Origin of the sequence: Shewanella morhuae (assembly GCF_003028295.1) — a bacterium.
GTDB classification, from domain to species: Bacteria; Pseudomonadota; Gammaproteobacteria; order Enterobacterales; family Shewanellaceae; genus Shewanella; species Shewanella morhuae.
The window spans coordinates 380,456-403,025 of record NZ_PYSG01000003.1 but is presented as its reverse complement, the minus strand read 5'-3'; the positions used below and the strand labels follow the sequence as shown (position 1 = coordinate 403,025).

Below are 22,570 nucleotides of genomic sequence, written 5' to 3'. Positions count from 1 at the left end.
ACAATCTTTTAATTTAACTATCAAAGAGTTATTTTCATTATGAGTTTTTACCTCAAAAGATTGTCTTCGTTGAATTCAAATAGTCTTCGTTTTAATTTCATCACTCTTATGCAAGATATGGGCTACACCGCTTGCCCTGCGGCGACGCCGGATGCCCAGGCCCATTGAAAATTAAACCCGCCTAACCAACCACTTACGTCCATGACTTCCCCGATAAAGTAGAGTCCTGCGACTTTGCTGGCTTCCATGGTTTTAGATGACAACTCATGACTATCAATACCACCTAAGGTCACTTCGGCGGTGCGGTAGCCTTCGGTGCCATTCATCAATAATGTCCAGCGGTGTATATCATCAACCAATTTTGCCCGTTCAGCGTGCACAAGCTGATTTAACGCTTTGTTTAGCAAGGCTTCATCGAATAGCACTTCAACCAGCCGTTTAGGCAACCATTGGCTGAGAGTGTTACGCAGGCTTTGTTTTGGATGCGCGGCGAATTGTTGCTCTAGCAATTGTGCCAAATCCATATTCGGCAAGAGATCGATTTCTATGGTTTCGCCCGCTTTCCAATAGTTGGAAATCTGCAAAATTGCAGGGCCAGATAAGCCGCGGTGAGTGAATAGCAACGCTTCGCTAAATGCAGTGCCATCTTTGGCGGTAATGCGGCTCGGTACGGCTATGCCCGACAAAGGTTCGAAGCGAATTTTATCTTCACTGTGCCATGTAAAAGGCACTAAACCCGCGTGAGTTGGCAATACTTTGAGACCAAACTGCTCGGCCAGTTGATAACCGTAAGGCGTAGCGCCGAGTTTAGGCATGGATAAACCGCCGGTGGCGATAACCAGTGAGTCACAGCTCAATTCGCCGTTAGAAGTATTGAGCTCAAAGCGCCCTGCCTCGGTCTTTTTAACGGCCAGAATATCGGTGCGCAGCTTAATGGTAACGCCCGCCCATTCGCACTCGGTCAATAGCATAGTGACTATCTCTTTGGCCGAGTCATTACAGAACAATTGGCCGTGGTCGCGTTCGTGGTATTCAATGCCGTGGCGCTCGACCAGTTCAATAAACTGCTGCGACGGATAACGTGCGAGTGCCGACTTAACAAAGTGGGGATTACCACAAAGGAAATTAGCGGGCTCGACTTTAAGGTTGGTGAAGTTACAACGCCCGCCGCCGCTGATGAGAATTTTACGCCCAGCTTGCTTGGCATTATCCAGTACGAGTACATCACGGCCTCGGTAACCCGCTGTCGCTGCACACATCAATCCCGCGGCGCCGGCTCCGATAATAATGACATCATGATGTTTCACGCTATTACTCCACACAGATAAATTGATTGATATTGGCAAACCACACTCAGTTTATACGGCAACCTGAACAACCGTTGAAACGATAAACCTTAAATCCAAGTTCGCACGATAAACCTAAGCGCACGAATAACTAACAAAGCAAGATAGTGGCCAAACGCTAGGCAACAAATGCCCTATTTGCCCTTTAACCTTCATGGATGCAGGAAATATCGCCTGATATCGGCAACATCAGAAGCTAACATTTAAAGGCTATGCGAACAGACACAAAAAAGGGCGCTATTTTAGCACCCTTTCTTTTATTCAGCATCATCACGGCTCGCGGTTTATTGCGTCGGCGTTTCTGATTTTTTCTCTCTGCTGAGCAATTCTTTAGCAGCATCGACGGGCGATTTACCTTGGTACAAGACTTGGTAAATTTGCTCAGTGATTGGCATTTCAACCCCAAGACGTTTCGCAAGCGTAAACACTTCTTTGGTATTGCGATAACCTTCAACCACTTGGCCGATTTCAGCCTGCGCTGTCATCACATCGCTGCCTTTACCTAAAGCTAAACCGAAACGACGGTTACGGGATTGGTTGTCGGTACAGGTCAACACTAAGTCGCCTAATCCCGCCATTCCCATAAAGGTGGCCGCATTGGCCCCTAAGGCTTCGCCTAAACGCGTTAATTCGACTAAACCACGGGTGATCAGGGCTGTTCTGGCATTGGCACCAAAGCCGATACCGTCGGACATGCCCGCACCAATCGCGATTACGTTCTTTACTGCGCCACCCAGTTGGATGCCGGTAAAGTCGTCGTTGGCGTAAACCCGCAAATGTTTTGGACTATGTAATAGTTCAATTAATTCGTGGGTAAACTTAGGGCAAGTGCCTGCAACTGCAATAGCAGTGGGTAATCCCATGGCCAATTCTTTCGCAAATGTTGGCCCAGATAACACCGCTAGCGGATATTGCTCACCTAAGACATCACGGGCCACATCTTGCAACAAACGTCCGGTTTCAGGCTCAAGCCCTTTCGTCGCCCATACAATGCGTGCATCACTACGGAGCAAAGGTTGAGCTTGTTTTAGCACAGTGCCAAACACATGGCTTGGCACTACCACTAACACATTGTTACTGGCAGCTAAGGCGGTCGCTAAATCGGCTTCGATGTGCAGACATTCAGGAAATGCAATGCCTGGCAAAAATGCTTGGTTACATCTATCTTGCGCCAGCGTTTGCATGTGGGCAGGGTTATGCCCCCATAACAAGGTCTTATGACCATTGCTAGCCAAAGAAATGGCAAGGGCGGTGCCATAAGAGCCCGCCCCTAATACCGTGATATCAGCAGTATTTTTCATGTGATTAAGCGTTAGCTTCTTCAGTCGCTGGTGCAGTCGCAGCGGTTTGGCGTTGCTGCACATATTGAGCAAACAGCGCATCGAAGTTAACTGGTGCTAAGTTAAGTTGTGGGAAAGTACCACGACCGACTAAGCTGCCCACGGTTTCGCGAGCATATGGGAATAGGATGTTAGGGCAATATGCGCCTAATGAGTGGGCCAATTGTGGCTCAGTCAGACCTGTGATAGAGAAGATACCCGCTTGCTGTACTTCACATAGGAAAGCAGTTTCGCCTTCATTTTGTGCCGTCACAGTTAAAGACAGGATAACTTCATACACGTCATCAGCTAGCTTAGCGCTGCGAGTGTCTAAATCTAACTTAACTTCTGGGTTCCATTCTTTTTGGAATACCGCAGGGCTGTTAGGTGTTTCGAAAGACACATCTTTAGTGTAAACACGTTGGATATTGAATTGTGGGGCTTGTTGTTCGTTGTTTGCTACTTCAGCCATAATTTCCTACTTATCCTATCAATGTTGTTTCAGCTTTTCGTTGAAAGCCAATTATTATTTGAAAGCCAATTATTACTTAAATATAAATTGGCTCGTGGCTTATCTTATCCAAGAACTGTATTAGTGCTTAGTATCATGCCAATTTGTACCCAGATTCGGGTATCGATCAAACCTGTCCAACAACTTATTTAAGCCATTAGTCACTGTAGGATCAGTATGCCAAACATTGATGATTCAATACTGCGATATCCAAAATAACATGCAGTTTAAATTATCAATGCCGCCGACAACTTATCTTTTGCTTTTTGAAACAGGCATATTAGCTGCCTGCCATTCACCCATACCACCTTTTAAGTTATACAGGTTTTCAAAACCTTGCTGACCCAAAAGCTGAGCGGCTTGAGACGAGGTCATGCCAGCATTGCATACTAATATAATGGGACTGGCTTTATACTTTTCAAGGGCGGATATCTGATTATTTTTAATATCCGCTAGCGTAACGTTAAGTGCATCAACAATATGGCCCTTGCGGAACTCGTCGTTCGAACGCACATCAACCACTTTTGCATCTTGTCTGTTGACCATAATCGTCAATTCTTGATGGGAAATATTTTTGATTTTTGACATGCTTGATTTGATGAGACTCGCAACGAGCACAACAAATAATCCCACCCAAGCTAGACTTAACATTGAGTGAGCTTTAAAAAATTCGATATATTCTTGCATGATGATTGCCCGCATAAATGGCGAAAATTCGATAAGGGCACAGAGTATACCGATTGCCTTGGCAGATTGCAGCAGTTTAGTCACAGTTCCAGCTCGCACTTTTAGCGCAATTCTCTCTGTGTTTGCCACAAGCAGGCCCGCTAATCGAACGAATTAGCCATTCGATGACCTTAATCGGGGTAAAGCGCTTTTTCATCCCCCACTAACGTAGTAATATTTAACCAATTTCAGATTTCTATCGCTTCTATAAAACTTAAGGAATCACCATGACGACAGCTAAACGTCCACTCGCGTTGTTGATCCTCGATGGCTGGGGCTACCGAGAAAACACGCATAACAATGCGATTTTTCACGCAAAGACTCCTGTACTCGACCGTCTCAATGCCCAATATCCCCACAGTTTGATTTCAGGTTCTGGTTTAGATGTTGGCTTACCTGATGGTCAAATGGGTAACTCTGAAGTTGGCCACATTAACTTAGGCTCTGGCCGTGTGGTTTATCAAGAACTCACTCGCATTAGTAAAGCCATTGCAGATCATGAGTTTGAGAAAAACGCAGTCCTATGTGATGCAATAGACTCAGCGATTAAAGCCGACGGTGCGGTGCACATTATGGGGCTACTTTCTGCCGGTGGCGTACACAGCCATGAAGAGCATATCGAAGCAATGTGCCGTATGGCAGTAGCTCGCGGTGCGACTAAGGTTTATTTGCACGCTTTCCTCGATGGCCGCGATACACCACCACGCAGTGCAAAGGGCAGCTTGAGCCATTTTGCTGATCTGTTTACGACATTAGGCCATGGCCGCATTGCATCGATTATTGGTCGTTACTTTGCAATGGACAGAGATAACCGTTGGGATCGCGTGTCGCAAACCTACGATTTAATCACTCAAGGCAAAGCAAAGTTCCAATTCGATAATGCTATTACTGCATTAGAAGCGGCTTACGAGCGGAACGAGAACGACGAATTTGTTTCTTCGTCAGCTATCACCGATGCCGATGGCCAAGTTGCCACCTTGCAAGATGGCGATGCACTAATATTTATGAACTTCCGTGCTGACCGTGCCCGCCAAATTACCCGTAGCTTTATTAACCCAGACTTTGATGGTTTCGAGCGCGCTGTCGTGCCTAAAATGCACTTTGTTACATTAACTGAGTACGCTGGCGACATCACAGCACCTATCGCTTACCCGTCTGAAAACCTAGTAAACACCTTAGGTGAAGTGCTTGAAAAGCAAGGCCGCACTCAACTACGCATCTCTGAAACAGAGAAATATGCTCATGTGACCTTCTTTTTCAACGGCGGTAAAGAAGAGCCATTTGAAGGTGAAGATCGCATCCTAATTAACTCACCTAAAGTTGCGACCTACGACTTACAGCCTGAAATGAGTTCAGAGGAGTTAACCGACAAATTAGTGGCGGCAATTGAGTCAACTAAATATGACGTAATCATCTGTAACTACCCTAATGGCGACATGGTTGGCCACACGGGTAATTTTGATGCTGCGGTTAAAGCTTGTGAGGCTGTCGATGCGTGTATTGGACGTGTGGTTGATGCACTAGCAAAAGTGGGCGGTGAATGCATTATTACCGCCGATCACGGCAACGCCGAGAAAATGACCGATGAAACTACAGGTCAGGCTCATACAGCTCACACCAGTGAATTAGTACCATTTATCTTTGTGGGACGCGATGCAACTATCGATACCGGTGGTAAGCTAAGCGACGTAGCACCCACCATCTTGAGCTTGATAGGCGAAGCCATTCCAGCAGAGATGACAGGTAAGCCCTTAATCCACATTAAAGAGTAACCGTTACCTAGTGAGCATTCGACTCCTTATTAAAGCCAGCATTATTGCTGGCTTTATGATGTTATGTTTTTCGGCAAACGCTTCTGATTTATCGAAGCGTCAGTCCGAGTTGAAATCAATCCAAACGCAAATAAATAAACAAAAAAGTGCGTTAAAAACTACCGATAAGCAAAGAGAGAAATTACTGTCATTGCTACGAAGCGATGAAGAGGCTATTGCGTCTGCGGCTAAAAAGGTCAACAGCACTAAAAATAATTTAGCGCAGATAGACACTAAACTCGCAGAGTTAAAAATACGCCAAGAAGAATTAGAAAACCTTAAGGTTACGCAGCAAAAAACGCTATCTAAACAGCTATCTAGTGCCTACCTTGCTGGTAACCATGATTACACTAAGATGGTACTCAATCAACAAAGTCCTGCCACTATCGAGCGTATGTTGGCCTATTACCAATACCTCAATAACGCACGAATGAAGTCGATCAATGAATTAAAGCAAACCTTGACTGAGCTAGATGAAATCAAGGTTTCACAAACGAGTAAACAGCAACAATTAACTCAGCTTGTGAGCGATCAGCAAGTACAAGCTAAACGCCTGAGCCAAGAGCAAAATCAGCGTCAACTGACCATTAATGAACTACAACGAACCTTAAACTCTAAGGGGGCTGAGCTTGAACAGATGCAAATTGAAGAAGCCAGCTTAAAGCGCGTAGTTGAGCAAGCATTGCGGGCGATGAAAGATAACCCATCAATGGAAGGCTTTGGTAAACAAAATGGCAAGTTAAAGTGGCCTACTAAAGGTCGTGTCAGTGCCAGCTTTGGTAGCCTACGCTCAGGCCAAGTGGTATGGAAAGGCACTATGCTATCGGCGCCTGAAGGACAAAATATTCGTGCAGTATCCGGTGGTAAAGTTATTTATGCTGACTGGTTACGCGGTTTTGGCTTAGTGATGGTTATCGACCATGGTAAGGGTTATATGAGCCTTTACGGCCACGCCCAAACCCTATTAAGAAAACCTGGCGACATGGTTAAAACGGGTGAAGAGATAGCTTTAGTCGGACGCTCAGGTGGGCAAAGTGAGCCAGGCTTATACTTCGAAATAAGGCACAAAGGTAAGGCCGTCGATCCAGCGAGATACTGCCGCTAGTCGGTATTATCTATCACCACCACAGGTGTGCGGATACTTTATCAATAGCGTTGGATTAGGCTCAGTTACGAGCCTAATCCTTTAGCTTTATAGCTAACCCCGTTAATGCAAATATCTAAGCCAATTTAAACAACGGGTTCAGTCAATAAAATTATCGCTATAATCGATACCCTATCAGCCCATGCTATCACTCAAAATCGTTTAGTTCTTAATATGAGTATTGATATAGCATTATGACTAATAAGAAGAAATTGTGCGCTTATTGTATTCATTACTCCTGCTAACCCTAAGTAGCTCTCAAAGTTATGCCGCTCAAATAGCCCTCATTATTGATGACATTGGTTATCGCCAGAGTGATGAAACTGTATTAGCGTTACCAAGTGGAGTGACACTCTCAGTATTGCCTCACACACCACTGGGTAAACAGCTCGCCAAGACTGCCCATGAGAAAGGCCATGAGATTATGCTGCATTTACCCATGCAAGCACTCAACGGCAAAACATTAGGACTGGGCGGATTAACTAATACCATGACAGAAGCACAAATTCGCCACACTGTTATTGATGCAATTAACAGTGTCCCCTTCGCCAAAGGCGCCAATAATCATATGGGCAGCTTACTGACACAACTTGACGATCCCATGCTATGGATTATGGAAACTCTTAAACAGAAACAGCTGTATTTTGTCGATAGTATGACAACTCGGTTCACTAAGGCGGGGGATAAAGCTGATCAACTAGGCGTTCCATTACTAAAACGCCAACTTTTCTTAGACAATGATACCAGTGCCAATGCACTTGAAAAACAATTTAGCTCAATGATCACTCAGGCACATGCAGAAGGTAATCTGGTAGCGATAGCACATCCCTATCCAGAAACAATACACTTCCTTAGGGCTAATCTACAAAGGCTTAAAATAGAAGGAATTGATCTGGTTCCAGCATCAAGCTTACTCTTTATTAATATTTCACCCGCCGATGGGGCTAATCCAACTGTAACACTGAGATAGACAAATCTGGCAACAGAGCTAGTAACTCATTACGATTACTCACAATATCCAACAGACTATATTGATCGAGCACATTCAAATAGGCAGCAACCGCTTGGGCCAACACACCTTTCAGCTTACATGCTGGCGTAAATAGGCAATAAGGCTTACTACAATCAATCGCTACTAAAGAGTTTTCTAACGATCGCACTAACTGGCCAAGATTAATTTCAGACGCAGGTTTGCCCAAACGAAAACCGCCCATTTTACCGCGAATGGTTTCAAGATAACCCAACTTCCCTAAATGATGTACGATCTTAGAAATATGATTTGGAGATAAATCAAATACCTGCGTAATCTCAGCAATTCTAAATAAAGTAGTCCTATCTGGCTGAATAGCCAAATACATTAAGGTTCGAACGCCAAAATCGGTATAACGAGTTAACTGCATATTTCACCTGTCCGCGATAAACTTAATGAGCTGTTTGAGATTCGAGTTGGCTAAGCAACCAAAGTGCCTCATCGTTCGTATGACCACATACATCTACTGATGCATCAAAATCACTGCAAACAGCGGGGCGATCAGGTGAGCCGAAAATCAAACATAAATTGGCATCACTCAGCTGTACACAACGCTCGCCAGCGGCCTTACCGTCAGGCATACCAGGAATTTTGCTACTGATTGAAGGTGCGATACAGCAAGCACCGCATCCAAGACGACAATTCATTTACAGTACTCACAAAATATGGGGCATTATAACGCTTAATTAGCCTAAGATCTGTGGCGTGGGTCAATACTACTGAGGCTCACGAAACAGATAAGCTGCTTATAAAGATGATACCTTTGATATACGACATAAACCGACATAAACATCGGATAAATAGGTAAATTTGTTATTAAAAAACATAACGAAAAAAGCCTCATCTTTCGATGAGGCTTATCTCTTTATGTTGGCGGAGCGGACGGGACTCGAACCCGCGACCCCCGGCGTGACAGGCCGGTATTCTAACCAACTGAACTACCGCTCCTTTAAGTTAACGCTTACACATTAACCTAAATTAGGCGCTTGGCGATGACCTACTCTCACATGGGGAGACCCCACACTACCATCGGCGCGTTTGCGTTTCACTGCTGAGTTCGGGATGGGATCAGGTGGTTCCACAAGGCTATTGTCACCAAGCAAATTCTGTTTATTACCGTGTCCATCACTGGCTCACGTTAATAATAATTCGGAAAGCTGATTTCTTGCTTGAGTTCGACAAGTACAAGGATGTACTTATGTCATAAATGCAGGAGCATTTTATGACCACTTTATTAAGTGTCACTATTCGTCTAAGGCCATATAAAACCCATCTGGGTTGTATGGTTAAGCCTCTCGAGTCATTAGTACATGTTAGCTCAACGCCTCACAACGCTTACACACCATGCCTATCAACGTCCTAGTCTCGAACGGCTCTTTAGAGGAATTAAATTCCTAGGGATGACTCATCTCAGGGCTCGCTTCCCGCTTAGATGCTTTCAGCGGTTATCGATTCCGAACGTAGCTACCGGGCAATGCCATTGGCATGACAACCCGAACACCAGCGGTTCGTCCACTCCGGTCCTCTCGTACTAGGAGCAGCTCCCTTCAATCATCCAACGCCCACGGCAGATAGGGACCGAACTGTCTCACGACGTTCTGAACCCAGCTCGCGTACCACTTTAAATGGCGAACAGCCATACCCTTGGGACCGACTTCAGCCCCAGGATGTGATGAGCCGACATCGAGGTGCCAAACACCGCCGTCGATATGAACTCTTGGGCGGTATCAGCCTGTTATCCCCGGAGTACCTTTTATCCGTTGAGCGATGGCCCTTCCATTCAGAACCACCGGATCACTATGACCTACTTTCGTACCTGCTCGACGTGTATGTCTCGCAGTTAAGCTGGCTTATGCCATTGCACTAACCGTACGATGTCCGACCGTACTTAGCCAACCTTCGTGCTCCTCCGTTACTCTTTGGGAGGAGACCGCCCCAGTCAAACTACCCACCAGGCACTGTCCCGAACCCCGATAAGGGGCCGCGGTTAGAACATCAAAACTACAAGGGTGGTATTTCAAGGACGACTCCATCATGACTAGCGTCACAACTTCATAGTCTCCCACCTATCCTACACATGTAGGTTCAATGTTCAGTGCCAAGCTATAGTAAAGGTTCACGGGGTCTTTCCGTCTAGCCGCGGGTATACGGCATCTTCACCGCAATTTCAACTTCACTGAGTCTCGGCTGGAGACAGCGTGGCCATCATTACGCCATTCGTGCAGGTCGGAACTTACCCGACAAGGAATTTCGCTACCTTAGGACCGTTATAGTTACGGCCGCCGTTTACCGGGGCTTCGATCATGAGCTTCTCTTGCGATAACCCAATCAATTAACCTTCCGGCACCGGGCAGGCGTCACACCGTATACTTCCTCTTGCGAGTTTGCACAGTGCTGTGTTTTTGATAAACAGTTGCAGCCACCTGGTATCTGCGACTCCCGTCAGCTTAGAGAGCAAGTCTCATCACCAACAGGAGCGTACCTTCTCCCGAAGTTACGGTACCATTTTGCCTAGTTCCTTCAGCCGAGTTCTCTCAAGCGCCTTGGTATTCTCTACCCGACCACCTGTGTCGGTTTGGGGTACGATTCCCACTAACCTGAAGCTTAGAAGATTTTCCTGGAAGCATGGCATCAACTACTTCAGTCCCTTAGGACCTCGTCATCAGCTCTCAGTCTGCACACTAAAGTGCGATTCCCCGGATTTGCCTAAGAAATCAACCTACCACCTTAAACGCGGACTACCAACGCCGCGCTAGCCTAGCCTTCTCCGTCTCTCCATCGCAGTTAGCGGAAGTACAGAAATATTAATCTGTTTCCCATCGATTACGCCTTTCGGCCTCACCTTAGGGGTCGACTCACCCTGCCCCGATTAACGTTGGACAGGAACCCTTGGTCTTCCGGCGAGGGGGTTTTTCACCCCCTTTATCGTTACTCATGTCAGCATTCGCACTTCTGATACCTCCAGCGTGGGTTACCCCTTCACCTTCAACGGCTTACAGAACGCTCCTCTACCGCGCAGTCCTAATGGACCGCACCCGTAGCTTCGGTGACTAGCTTAGCCCCGTTACATCTTCCGCGCAGGCCGACTCGACTAGTGAGCTATTACGCTTTCTTTAAATGATGGCTGCTTCTAAGCCAACATCCTAGCTGTCTAAGCCTTCCCACATCGTTTCCCACTTAGCTAGTACTTTGGGACCTTAGCTGACGGTCTGGGTTGTTTCCCTTTTGACGACGGACGTTAGCACCCGCCGTCTGTCTCCCGAGTAGTACTCACTGGTATTCGGAGTTTGCAAAGGGTTGGTAAGTCGGGATGACCCCCTAGCCTTAACAGTGCTCTACCCCCAGTGGTATTCGCTCGAGGCGCTACCTAAATAGCTTTCGAGGAGAACCAGATATCTCCGAGTTTGATTGGCCTTTCACCCCCAGCCACAAGTCATCCGCTAATTTTTCAACATTAGTCGGTTCGGTCCTCCAGTTGATGTTACTCAACCTTCAACCTGCCCATGGCTAGATCACTCGGTTTCGGGTCTACACCTTGCAACTAAACGCGCAGTTAACACTCGGTTTCCCTACGGCTCCGCTATTCGCTTAACCTCGCTACAAAATGTAAGTCGCTGACCCATTATACAAAAGGTACGCAGTCACGGTCTCAAGAACCGCTCCCACTGCTTGTACGTATACGGTTTCAGGTTCTATTTCACTCCCCTCACAGGGGTTCTTTTCGCCTTTCCCTCACGGTACTGGTTCACTATCGGTCAGTCAGGAGTATTTAGCCTTGGAGGATGGTCCCCCCATATTCAAACAGGATGTCACGTGTCCCGCCTTACTCGTTTTCATCTATGGTTAGTTTTCATGTACGGGGCTATCACCCTGTGCCGCTGAGCTTTCCAACTCATTCCACTAACACCCCATAGACTTAAGGGCTAATCCCCGTTCGCTCGCCGCTACTAGGGGAATCTCGGTTGATTTCTTTTCCTAAGGGTACTTAGATGTTTCAGTTCCCCTCGTTCGCCTCTACACACTATGTATTCATGTGCAGATAACAGCTTATGCTGCTGGGTTCCCCCATTCGGACATCGTTAGCTCAAATGCTTGTTACTAGCTCGCCAACGCTTTTCGCAAGTTACTACGTCCTTCATCGCCTCTGACTGCCAAGGCATCCACCGTATACGCTTAGTCGCTTAACCATACAACCCAAATGAGTTTCACTCATCTGCGCCGCATTGCGACCAGCTTGGTTTTACTTGTCTCACTCCCGACCAGGAAGTGGACGCGCCTTAGACGTGAAATACTCTGCCACCACAGCAAAATACTTCACTTTGAATATTCAAGACACTTAATAAAGTGTTTGAGAACTCATGATGCAAGTGTTTCCACACTTACATCGGTTTGTAATTAACATAACGACAGACATCATCATGTTAATCACTATCAGCTTTCCAAATTGTTAAAGAACAACATCTACCTGCAAGAGGGATGTTTCGCTCTGCTTCTCCTAAGAGAAGTTAAACAAGCAATCTGTGTGAACACTCAACAAACATTAAGTTAGTCGTATAGGTAAGGAGGTGATCCAGCCCCAGGTTCCCCTAGGGCTACCTTGTTACGACTTCACCCCAGTCATGAACCACAAAGTGGTGAGCGCCCCCCGAAGGTTAAGCTACCCACTTCTTTTGCAGCCCACTCCCATGGTGTGACGGGCGGTGTGTACAAGGCCCGGGAACGTATTCACCGTGACATTCTGATTCACGATTACTAGCGATTCCGACTTCATGGAGTCGAGTTGCAGACTCCAATCCGGACTACGACGAGCTTTGTGAGATTAGCTCCACCTCGCGGCTTTGCAACCCTCTGTACTCGCCATTGTAGCACGTGTGTAGCCCTACTCGTAAGGGCCATGATGACTTGACGTCGTCCCCACCTTCCTCCGGTTTATCACCGGCAGTCTCCCTAGAGTTCCCACCATTACGTGCTGGCAAATAAGGATAGGGGTTGCGCTCGTTGCGGGACTTAACCCAACATTTCACAACACGAGCTGACGACAGCCATGCAGCACCTGTCTCACAGTTCCCGAAGGCACAAGTCCATCTCTGGTCTCTTCTGTGGATGTCAAGAGTAGGTAAGGTTCTTCGCGTTGCATCGAATTAAACCACATGCTCCACCGCTTGTGCGGGCCCCCGTCAATTCATTTGAGTTTTAACCTTGCGGCCGTACTCCCCAGGCGGTCTACTTAATGCGTTAGCTTGAGAGCCCAGTGTTCAAGACACCAAACTCCGAGTAGACATCGTTTACGGCGTGGACTACCAGGGTATCTAATCCTGTTTGCTCCCCACGCTTTCGTGCCTGAGCGTCAGTCTTTGTCCAGGGGGCCGCCTTCGCCACCGGTATTCCTCCAGATCTCTACGCATTTCACCGCTACACCTGGAATTCTACCCCCCTCTACAAGACTCTAGTTCGCCAGTTCAAAATGCAATTCCCAGGTTGAGCCCGGGGCTTTCACATCTTGCTTAACAAACCGCCTGCGCACGCTTTACGCCCAGTAATTCCGATTAACGCTCGGACCCTCCGTATTACCGCGGCTGCTGGCACGGAGTTAGCCGGTCCTTCTTCTGTAGGTAACGTCACAGTAACGCGCTATTAACACGCTACCTTTCCTCCCTACTGAAAGTGCTTTACAACCCGAAGGCCTTCTTCACACACGCGGCATGGCTGGATCAGGGTTGCCCCCATTGTCCAATATTCCCCACTGCTGCCTCCCGTAGGAGTCTGGGCCGTGTCTCAGTCCCAGTGTGGCTGATCATCCTCTCAGAACAGCTAGGGATCGTCGCCTTGGTGAGCCATTACCTCACCAACTAGCTAATCCCACCTAGGTTCATCCAATCGCGAAAGGCCCGAAGGTCCCCTTCTTTCCCCCGTAGGGCGTATGCGGTATTAGCAGTCGTTTCCAACTGTTATCCCCCTCGACTGGGCAGATCCCTAGGTATTACTCACCCGTCCGCCGCTCGCCGCCTCAGAAGTAAACTCCCTTGCGCTGCCGCTCGACTTGCATGTGTTAGGCCTGCCGCCAGCGTTCAATCTGAGCCATGATCAAACTCTTCAATTAAAGTTTTTTGCTTCTCAACCTCTTATAAATAAGAAGCCAATCAGCGGCTCAATGAATTCTGATTTTTTGTTTCCACATCCCTATAAAGGAAGCAGAAACAAACTGTACATATTGCTATGAACACTCATTGTTACATTGATTTAAATTTTTGACTGCCAACCCGAAGGCTAAGCAGTTTCGATTAACTCAACGCCTGTGAGTGTCCACACAGATTTCTTGTTTTATATTGTTAAAGAGCAACTCAATCTCATCAGAGAATGTGAGTACCACGCTGAGCATCAAATGCTTCCAGGTGGCTAGGGCTGCGTATTCTACGCATTTCCCATTGTGCGTCAAGGAGTTTTTTACAACTTCTTGCTGCTGTTGAATTAACTGCCATTCTCAACAGAGAGTAACCTGTTCAATTCAACCTCACTCGCCGTATCGCTTACGCGCATCGCCGTGTCAGTGGATGCGCATTATAGGCAGCAGGAGATTTTGTGCAAGAGCTTTTCGTGAGAAAATTATGTTTTACCGTTTAGACGTTTATTTATCAAACGATACGCATAAAAAAGGGGCTAAAAAGCCCTTTTTTATGCGTCTTAGGTCAATATGTGCGAGTCACTAATATCAAACTCGTACTAAAGACGGTATTTATGGACTAAAGAAGCGAGATTCTTGTTCAACCACGACCTCTTGCCCATCAACTTGAGTTTTTACTTGTATCGCTATGTTGGTCACTGAGCGAGAAAGCTCAACTGGATCGATACCAATACTAATAGGTAAGGTTAATACTTCGCCCGCTGCAATAGTGACGGATGTCGGTCCATACCATTTGTAGTTATTTAAGCCTTCAACACTCATAGTGTATTCATGAGACTCTTCAGTCTTGTTAAGAATTTTCAAGGTAAAGGTATTTTCAATCAAACCTTGATTGTTCTCCCTATATAGCTGATTGCGATCACGAATGATGTCCATACGGACTGGCGCTATGGTCGCACTGGCGTATAAGAAGACTAATATCATCACCGTTAGCACCACACCATAACCAATCAGTTTAGGTCGTAGTACTTTTTCTTTTATACCTTCTAACTTGTTCTCGGTGGTATAGCTGATGAGTCCTTTAGCGTAACCCATGCGATCCATTGTATTGTCGCAAGCATCGATACATGCACCACAGTTAATACACTCATACTGTAGCCCGTTGCGGATATCGATCCCAGTAGGGCATACCTGAACACATAAATCACAGTCGATACAGTCACCCAAACCTAATTCTTTAGGATCATTTTTACGTGAACGCGGGCCACGAGTCTCACCACGCTTTGTATCATAACCAACTATATAGGTATTCTTATCAAACATGGCCGCTTGGAAACGGGCGTAAGGGCACATGTGAATACACATGATTTCACGCATCCAACCCGCATTACCGTATGTTGCAAGCGTGAAAAACACCACCCAGAAGTAGATACCACCAGAGGCATTAAGCGTAAACACATCTATATAGACTTCACGGCTGGGCACGAAATAGGACACAAAGGTCATTGCCGTCATCAGGGAAAGCAGTATCCAAGCGGTATGTTTAGCCGTTTTTCGCCATATTTTATTAAAACTCCACGGCATTTGGTCAAGCTTAATACGCTTGTTACGTGCTCCTTCGAGCTTTTCTTCAAACCAAATGAACATAAATGTCCATACGGTTTGCGGGCAGGTATATCCACACCAAACCCGGCCAAGGTATGTCGTCACAAAAAACAGTGCAAAAGCAGCGATAACAAAAATGGCAGCAAGCAAGGTAAGGTCTTGGGGCCAAATGGTTAAACCGAAAACATGAAACTTTTGTTCGCCTAAATTAAACCATACGGCTTGGCGGTTCCCCCATGGGATCCACGGTAAAAGTAGGAAGAATAGCATTGTTATCCAACCCATTCGGCGGCGCACACTCGTCCATAAACCATCAATAGCTCGGACATAAATTCGATTACCAGGGCTAAAGCGATCCGCTTTACTCGCATCTGGTTGATGAATTTTAATTCGATCCGTTTTGGAGTAATCCTTGTTATTTGATTCTGACTTCATCGTTACGGCCTTTTACTGCTTTAATATTGGGCGAAAACTAGCTTATTATACCCATATTATTAATGGTTATTCACTTATGTTGGACTAAAAGATGAAAGGTTGGCTCATATTGGCGCTACTTGCTGGCGCATTATATTACTTATATACAGAAACAGACAAACTGGATGCACCTATTGCCAAGACTGAAGTAATGGTAAAAAAAATAGAGGATAAAGTTGACTCTATGACGGGAACAAAAATCATAAAAATCGACCATAAATTGGCCAAGGTAAGAACCGACATCGTCGAGCGTTTATCGACATTAGAACTTAATGCATTTAATCAAATCCCAATGACTCCAGAGTCAATTGCAGACTTTAAAACTAATTATTGCGGCACTATGGCACCTGAACATCCTGTGTTTAGTAAGGACAATCAGCTTTATTTATGTGATCACCTGTAATTATCACTCTTATAGGTAAACAGAATTTTGCTAACACACGCTAAGGTTTAAGCTTAGGTGATTGACCTTATATGTTATTCCGCCTAGCCTTTGAGACATTACAGTACAAAGGCCTATGTATTATGACCCAACAAGTATCAGATATTTTTGATCCCACCCTATGGGATGAAGTCAGTGGATTTAAATTTGACGACATCACCTACCACAGAGCTAAAGCCCATGGCACTGTGCGTATCGCCATAAACCGCCCAGAGTGCCGCAATGCATTTAGACCTAAAACCGTTGATGAATTATTTATCGCTCTCGACGATGCGCGCCAATGGTCAGATGTAGGTTGTGTACTGCTAACAGGTAATGGCCCTTCGGCAAAAGATGGTGGCTGGGCGTTCTGCTCAGGTGGCGATCAACGGATTCGTGGTAAAGATGGCTACAAATACGAAGGCGCCGAAGAAGGTAAAGCTGATCAAGCCAGAATGGGACGCCTACATATATTAGAAGTACAGCGCTTAATTCGCTTTATGCCTAAAGTAGTCATTGCCGTTGTGCCAGGTTGGGCAGTAGGAGGCGGCCATAGTTTACATGTTGTATGTGACTTAACCTTAGCCTCAAAAGAACACGCCATATTTAAACAAACCGATCCCGATGTAGCGAGTTTCGACTCAGGCTATGGCAGCGCTTATTTAGCAAAAATGATCGGCCAAAAGCGTGCCCGAGAAATCTTCTTCTGTGGTTTTAACTACAGCGCTGACGAAGCCTTTGATATGGGAATGGTCAATAAATCCGTTCCCCATGCTGAACTAGAAACCGAAGCGTTAATGTGGGCTAAAGAGATTAACTCTAAATCACCAACCGCGATGCGTATGCTGAAGTACGGCTTTAATATGACTGATGATGGTATGGTCGGTCAGCAATTATTTGCTGGAGAAGCCACACGTTTAGCCTATGCCAGTGCCGAAGCACAGGAAGGGCGTGATGCTTTCCTCGAAAAGCGCGATCAGGATTTTTCAGCTTTCCCTTGGCACTACTAGTTGATTAAAACAACTTGAATTTTCGACTAAACACCCCATAGTCCTCCACTGTGAGGGCTTTATGTTTTTAAAGTCTGACCAATAGATAAAACCGTTTAAACTAATCTGAAAACACAGCTGTTAACTTTAATGAGAAGCGTTATCATCTAGCTATTCCCTTTGGGAACCAATTTAGAGGATAAGATCATGACTAAGACACTTACTTTTGCCGTACTTCATTTTAGCGTTGCTTTTACCGTAACCTATTTGCTCACTGGCAGTGTGATAATAGGTGGTGCAGTGGCACTAGTAGAACCCGCTATCAACACAGTGGTTTTTTACTTCCATGAAAAAGTATGGAAACGAATTGAGGCAAAAAAGCAACACGAGCTAGATACCATAGCAGCATAAAAGGCTAAGCCACCAGCATTCGTTATTACTATGAATGAAAAGTCATTATTACTCTAAATAAAAAAACCGCCAACAAGGCGGTGTGGGAGAGTAATAAAGTATCACACTGTAGCCTTCTACGAACATTGCTTTTGGAAAAAAAGCTTAGTTGCTAAAAAATAAAGTATCATACTAAAATGTAAAGACACTCCAACATTGAGATTTTTTTACTAAATAAAGTATCATACTAAAATTCAACTTCGTCAGTAAATCATCAATTATCAGCAACAACTCCATTTGAACTCATACATTAGGTAGTTTTTATTCTCCACTATTTTTGTTTATAACTTCTTTTAACAGGCTAATCTCATCAAAGGTAAATATATCGATACCTTCTGGATAGCTTTAAATTAATAATTACAAACTTGGTTGTAGACCAAGAGCCTGTTTGGAACTCGTTGGGTTTGACAAATAATTTGATATCCCCTCAAAGTATGGCCTCCAAAATGCGTCCTTACTAATTTTGTGAATTTTGATGAAACTACGCTTCTGCCTCAGTGCTTTCCAACTCGCTTCTCCAAGGAAGTTACTAAATATAAAGTCTATTGCTAAAATAGGATCCATAGGTGGATGCATTAAACGAGGACTTTCCATAAGTAGCAATTCACCGGTATTAAAATGCTCGCAGTCTACTCGTAAAGACTCTCTCAACTTTTTTCCACCAAACTGAAAATGAAATTGTGGATGAGAAAAATGCTCATCTCCTTTAACATCATGATAGTCTAAATGCCAAGCACTTTTTATGGGTCTCCCTTCCTTATCGTTTGCTGACAACTCAAAGTCTATATTCATCTCATTGATACAATAAAATGATGCTATCGGCTCTCGGAAGCCCATTTTAATTGATAAGGTTAAAATTGAGTCCACTACTCCAATTGGTAAAGTATGCTTATGAGTAGTTGGTATATCAAAGCTCAAACGCGCGATATTAACACTTAGGGGGTATTCCTTTTGCTTAGGGTTTCCTGTTCGTATTTTAAGCCGACAAATAGCCTGCTTTAGTCCAGAGACATCTCTCACTCCCTTACCAAAAAAGGATTCAAGAACCTCACACAAATCTTCTAAAGCGTTAGATAATTCAATCTCATCCATGAGTTCTCTCTCTTCTAGTCCTTAAAAACCTTTCCTTATCCCTTTGCGTTAACTCATACCCATGCTCTTTATGTTTCTTTTCGTTTATTGCGTCGAAACTGGCATAAAAATGATCTTGCCATTCTCGACGTTCTGAGGAAGTCACCTTATAGCTATCCAATTCATCGATTGGTACCCTATCAATAACACAACAATGCCAAAACCGACTTTCAATATGATTATTCGCAGGCTTTGCAGCAATTAAAGAGAGATTGAATTTCTGATTTAACAACTCCACTCTATCTTTTGCTTCTAAATTTGCAGGGTGCTCAGAAGATATTTTATCCAGCCACCACACCTCAAACTCAGATGCCCACCATCGTGAATAAAAGTCCGAGTAAACCCCATCATATTTGAAATCGCTTAAATAATTCTGTTTTAGCGCCTCCCATTCGTCACAACTTACATCAACCCCCAACCTTGAGGCCAATGTCAGTTCATCGATAAGAAAGCCGTTAAATCTAAGAACTGCATTGATAAGAAAGTTTGAAAGAGTATGCGTAATATGATGGTTTTTATTAACTAGGTGGCCTAATACTGCTTCAGGAATATACCCTCCGATCATTTCTGGTTTTATTCCAAAAATTTGTGCAGCTAATTGCGACGCAGTCATGTCATTACCAGATTTATATTCACGAAGAATAGATGTGATAATTTTGTAACCTGACACGAGAGTTTTTATTTTTTTTGAGCATTCATCTCTCCCACCAGAATTACTGTGATGTAACCATTCTTTGTTCCAGACTGCATCGACAAGATTATGAGAAGACTTTTCGTTTTGATAGCTAGTTATGTTTCCGGCTATTGACCATAAAATTACAGGCTTTGGTATTAGCTTATTTTCGGCCATTCTGGTCCTCAACTCTTGAATGAGTGTAGTCCCCATATATGGAACCTTGTCTATATTACCAGCTAGCTTCTGATCCATCAGAACCAAATCATAGTCATCGGTAATATTTTCTATATCTTCTTGAAAGGACTTGGGTTTGATATGTGTATAAGACAGCCCGCACAGATTTATGTTGTTAAGCAAGTTACTTACGTCCTCATCATCAACAACCGCTATTTTAAAAGTCATCTTCGATATCCTTTTCGTCTGCTTTAGGTAAAGATACCTGGATAGAAGTAGAGAATCCCTCCTTAGGCGTGATTAAATCGATTTCTCCACCCAAGCCTTCAACTATTTCTCGAACAATAGTCAACCCGAGGCCCATACCTAACATTTGCTGATTCTCAGAAGCACTAAATACCTGAGTATTAGTAGTAAAAAACTCTTCAAATATCTTACCTCTGTTTTCTTCTGGAACTCCACAGCCATTATCACTGAAAATCATTTCTACAGTATCTTCAGTTTCTTCAAGTTCAATTTGAATTCGACCTACAACTCCTGCACGATAAATCGCTTTTTTCGCATTGGAGTACAAGTTAACTAACACAGAGTCAAAATTAGCCCTATGCGCTTTAGGAGCAACAAAGTCAACACCTTTTAAAGAAATACTTATATCTATTTGCTCATCTTCATGCTTGGTGTCTTTCAGTACCTCAATAAACTCATTAACAAACCTTCTTAAATCGATTAATACCCCTTCTTTATCTGTTAAGGATTGAAAACTAGCTTCAAAAAACGAGGTATAAGACCTTAAGTTTTCGACAGCAAAAAAAACCGGATCAATTTCACAATCAACGCTTTGTTTTTTAACTATTTCTCTCAACTTTGATAAGTTATCCGAAACCTTTAGAATCGAAAATTTTACTTCATGAGTAAACTCGGCCATCGATAAGCCTAAGCCAGCAAGAATTCTATACATTTCAGTTTTATCAATTAAGTATTTGGTCTGCTTTACAATACTTTCAATTAACTCATTAGATATAACTCTAGAACCTTCAGTGCTGCTTTTATTTTGTTCAGTTTGGCTCTCATCAAACAAGGTTCCATTGGGGGGAACAGAATCTCTCTCCGACTCTGGAGATTTTTCGAGTTGCTCTATAGATTCAGTTAATTCCTCCAGTGCCTCTTTTAACGTGACCCTTTCCTTTTTTATATAATCCTTTTCTCCTGCAAATACTTTGGTTTGCCCCAATGCATAACTAAAGTCGACAATTGCCGATAAAATAGCAGAAGAAACAAATTCTCTTAACTCATTGAAAGCATCCGTTTCTAACAACCCTTCTCTAGATGCTACTTCTTCGAAATACCCTTGTGTATCTGGCGTAATTTCCACAACACCAAAAAAGTTTTGATTACCTATCGATGGTAAAATCGTCCGAACCTTTGAGTGAAAATCAAGCCGAAGCCAATCATCAAATTTCTCCCCGTAAGGTAATACACGAAAACCATTCCTGTATAAACGAATACCACCGGAGTCCCGTAAATTTTCAGTCACTGTAGAATTTAGTAACTTAGGGACGTGAGAAACCGCTTTAGGGCTAAAGTAATATGCTTTAAAGCTAACATTGCGAATTTCACTAACCGAAATGTTTTCAATAACTTCTTGGTCTTTCTCTTGATACTGAGAAAGGGTTTTTGTAATATAATTTTTTTTACCAGAATCGTACTTTATGTAATTACTTTTTACTTTCCAAAACCCTTTACCTTTATCATCAATCCAACCTTCTATTTCAGCAAGCGCATGCTTCAAATACATATCATTGACATCAATTATATTAATAACATTTCCGTCCATAACTCTTTTTATTACAACCAAAAAGCCAGGATCATCTAGTTTATTAATTAAACTACTATTTTCGTTTTTTACTTTAGAAACTGGAAACGGCAACAATAAGCCTGATGTGTAACGATATGCTCGCTTAATCTGATTCTCTGTCCAACTATCTCTCAAATCATTTATTATTAATAATGTGCCAGATTCAAACTGATATCGTTGAAAACACTCAGAATCTACTTTTACGATTTTATTTGAAATAGCAATGAGTTCTTTATCTGATTCAAATTCTCGCCAGTCAATTTCAATTTTCAAACAACTGCTATCAATACTTCGCTTTGTAATAACAGTTAACTTTAAACCCAACCGCTGTGTCGCAAAACGGCCTATTCCTTTTTTTCCAGCTCGCTTACGGTTATATTTTTGAGAATACTCTACATTCTTTTTCATACTCGTAGAGATTCGCATAAAACCATTAATTAACTCATTGCGACTCATTCCTGAACCATTGTCAATGATTTCAAGCCAAGATTTATTGTCTTCAGTGAAGAAATCAACATTTACAGTATCTGCATCTGCATCATATGCATTTTTAATTATTTCAGATAATGCCGTCTCTTTTTTAGACACAAGCTCTAATCCCAACCTACTCACATGGTCAGCATCAATAGTAAAACGAACATTATCAAGATCTAATTTAGATAATTCCGTTGACAATGTTAATATTTCACTAATATCAATCGATTCACTAGAAAGTCTATCTATAAGTTTTTTTTTAATTCCCTCTGCGGAATGCTCATTATTTTGCATTTCATATCCTTAAAATATT

General features: G+C 43.8%; 16 protein-coding genes, 1 tRNA gene and 3 rRNA genes. 6 read left to right on the top strand and 14 right to left on the bottom strand.

Annotated features, from left to right (window positions below; genetic code table 11):
- Positions 1-122: 122 nt before the first annotated feature.
- The 4 genes from C9I43_RS16430 to C9I43_RS16415 all read right to left on the bottom strand — a co-directional run bounded on the left by C9I43_RS16430 (position 123) and on the right by C9I43_RS16415 (position 3,863).
- Positions 123-1,307 (bottom strand): BaiN/RdsA family NAD(P)/FAD-dependent oxidoreductase, encoded by a 1,185-nt coding sequence (locus C9I43_RS16430; RefSeq protein ID WP_107884556.1) that lies wholly within the window; start codon positions 1,305-1,307, stop codon positions 123-125.
- Positions 1,308-1,630: 323 nt separating this feature from the next.
- Positions 1,631-2,647 carry an NAD(P)H-dependent glycerol-3-phosphate dehydrogenase gene (gpsA, locus tag C9I43_RS16425; RefSeq protein WP_076497474.1) on the bottom strand — a complete coding sequence of 339 codons (1,017 nt, stop codon included), beginning with the start codon at positions 2,645-2,647 and terminating at the stop codon, positions 1,631-1,633.
- A 4-nt stretch (positions 2,648-2,651) separates the two neighbouring features.
- Positions 2,652-3,137 (bottom strand): protein-export chaperone SecB, encoded by a 486-nt coding sequence (gene secB, locus C9I43_RS16420; protein ID WP_076497476.1) that lies wholly within the window; start codon positions 3,135-3,137, stop codon positions 2,652-2,654.
- Positions 3,138-3,428: 291 nt separating this feature from the next.
- Positions 3,429-3,863, bottom strand: a complete 435-nt coding sequence (locus tag C9I43_RS16415; RefSeq protein WP_076497523.1) for a rhodanese-like domain-containing protein — start codon at positions 3,861-3,863, stop codon at positions 3,429-3,431.
- A 266-nt stretch (positions 3,864-4,129) separates the two neighbouring features.
- Between C9I43_RS16415 and gpmM the strand changes: the two genes are divergently transcribed.
- The 3 genes from gpmM to C9I43_RS16400 all read left to right on the top strand — a co-directional run bounded on the left by gpmM (position 4,130) and on the right by C9I43_RS16400 (position 7,827).
- On the top strand, positions 4,130-5,674 hold the full coding sequence (gene gpmM / locus C9I43_RS16410; RefSeq protein WP_107884554.1) for a 2,3-bisphosphoglycerate-independent phosphoglycerate mutase: 1,545 nt from the start codon (positions 4,130-4,132) through the stop codon (positions 5,672-5,674).
- Between the two features lie 10 nt (positions 5,675-5,684).
- Positions 5,685-6,818, top strand: coding sequence for a murein hydrolase activator EnvC family protein (locus C9I43_RS16405; RefSeq protein WP_107884552.1), 1,134 nt, complete (start codon positions 5,685-5,687; stop codon positions 6,816-6,818).
- 253 nt (positions 6,819-7,071) lie between these two features.
- The gene (locus tag C9I43_RS16400) at positions 7,072-7,827 is read left to right on the top strand and encodes a divergent polysaccharide deacetylase family protein (protein ID WP_107884550.1); all 756 of its coding nucleotides are present in this window, start codon (positions 7,072-7,074) and stop codon (positions 7,825-7,827) included.
- Here C9I43_RS16400 and C9I43_RS16395 read toward each other — a convergent pair.
- The 7 genes from C9I43_RS16395 to ccoG all read right to left on the bottom strand — a co-directional run bounded on the left by C9I43_RS16395 (position 7,802) and on the right by ccoG (position 16,048).
- Complete coding sequence (locus C9I43_RS16395; protein ID WP_107884548.1) at positions 7,802-8,257, bottom strand: Rrf2 family transcriptional regulator; 456 nt, start codon at positions 8,255-8,257, stop codon at positions 7,802-7,804. The two genes, C9I43_RS16400 and C9I43_RS16395, sit on opposite strands and share 26 nt — an antisense overlap.
- Positions 8,258-8,279: 22 nt before the next feature.
- On the bottom strand, positions 8,280-8,534 hold the full coding sequence (locus tag C9I43_RS16390) for a YkgJ family cysteine cluster protein (protein WP_076497485.1): 255 nt from the start codon (positions 8,532-8,534) through the stop codon (positions 8,280-8,282).
- Between the two features lie 224 nt (positions 8,535-8,758).
- Positions 8,759-8,835: transfer RNA gene (locus tag C9I43_RS16385), tRNA-Asp, on the bottom strand.
- 36 nt (positions 8,836-8,871) lie between these two features.
- Positions 8,872-8,987 (bottom strand): 5S ribosomal RNA (gene rrf, locus C9I43_RS16380).
- A 182-nt stretch (positions 8,988-9,169) separates the two neighbouring features.
- Positions 9,170-12,074: ribosomal RNA gene (locus tag C9I43_RS16375) — 23S ribosomal RNA — on the bottom strand.
- Positions 12,075-12,445: 371 nt separating this feature from the next.
- Positions 12,446-13,987 (bottom strand): 16S ribosomal RNA (locus C9I43_RS16370).
- Together the 16S, 23S and 5S rRNA genes with 1 tRNA gene alongside form the textbook arrangement of a ribosomal RNA operon.
- A 633-nt stretch (positions 13,988-14,620) precedes the next feature.
- Positions 14,621-16,048, bottom strand: a complete 1,428-nt coding sequence (gene ccoG / locus C9I43_RS16365; RefSeq protein WP_107884546.1) for a cytochrome c oxidase accessory protein CcoG — start codon at positions 16,046-16,048, stop codon at positions 14,621-14,623.
- Between the two features lie 91 nt (positions 16,049-16,139).
- On the opposite strand from ccoG, the gene C9I43_RS16360 reads away from it, so the two are divergent.
- The 3 genes from C9I43_RS16360 (at position 16,140) to C9I43_RS16350 (ending at position 17,908) form a co-directional block, all read left to right on the top strand.
- A complete protein-coding gene (locus C9I43_RS16360; RefSeq protein ID WP_107884545.1) occupies positions 16,140-16,490 on the top strand; it encodes a hypothetical protein in 351 nt (116 codons plus the stop codon).
- A gap of 122 nt (positions 16,491-16,612) precedes the next feature.
- Positions 16,613-17,518 carry a 1,4-dihydroxy-2-naphthoyl-CoA synthase gene (locus C9I43_RS16355; RefSeq protein WP_076501758.1) on the top strand — a complete coding sequence of 302 codons (906 nt, stop codon included), beginning with the start codon at positions 16,613-16,615 and terminating at the stop codon, positions 17,516-17,518.
- Between the two features lie 186 nt (positions 17,519-17,704).
- A complete protein-coding gene (locus C9I43_RS16350) occupies positions 17,705-17,908 on the top strand; it encodes a DUF2061 domain-containing protein (protein ID WP_076501634.1) in 204 nt (67 codons plus the stop codon).
- A gap of 396 nt (positions 17,909-18,304) precedes the next feature.
- On the opposite strand, the gene C9I43_RS16345 is transcribed toward C9I43_RS16350, so the two are convergent.
- From C9I43_RS16345 to C9I43_RS16335, 3 genes are read right to left on the bottom strand one after another with little or no spacing between them, the layout of a single operon-like run.
- The gene (locus tag C9I43_RS16345; protein WP_107884543.1) at positions 18,305-19,039 is read right to left on the bottom strand and encodes a hypothetical protein; all 735 of its coding nucleotides are present in this window, start codon (positions 19,037-19,039) and stop codon (positions 18,305-18,307) included.
- Entirely contained in the window at positions 19,032-20,156 is a 1,125-nt protein-coding gene (locus tag C9I43_RS16340; protein ID WP_107884541.1) for a hypothetical protein, read from the bottom strand. Before C9I43_RS16340 ends, C9I43_RS16345 begins: the two co-directional genes overlap by 8 nt.
- A complete protein-coding gene (locus tag C9I43_RS16335; RefSeq protein WP_107884539.1) occupies positions 20,146-22,551 on the bottom strand; it encodes an ATP-binding protein in 2,406 nt (801 codons plus the stop codon). Before C9I43_RS16335 ends, C9I43_RS16340 begins: the two co-directional genes overlap by 11 nt.
- Between the last annotated feature and the right edge of the window lie 19 nt (positions 22,552-22,570).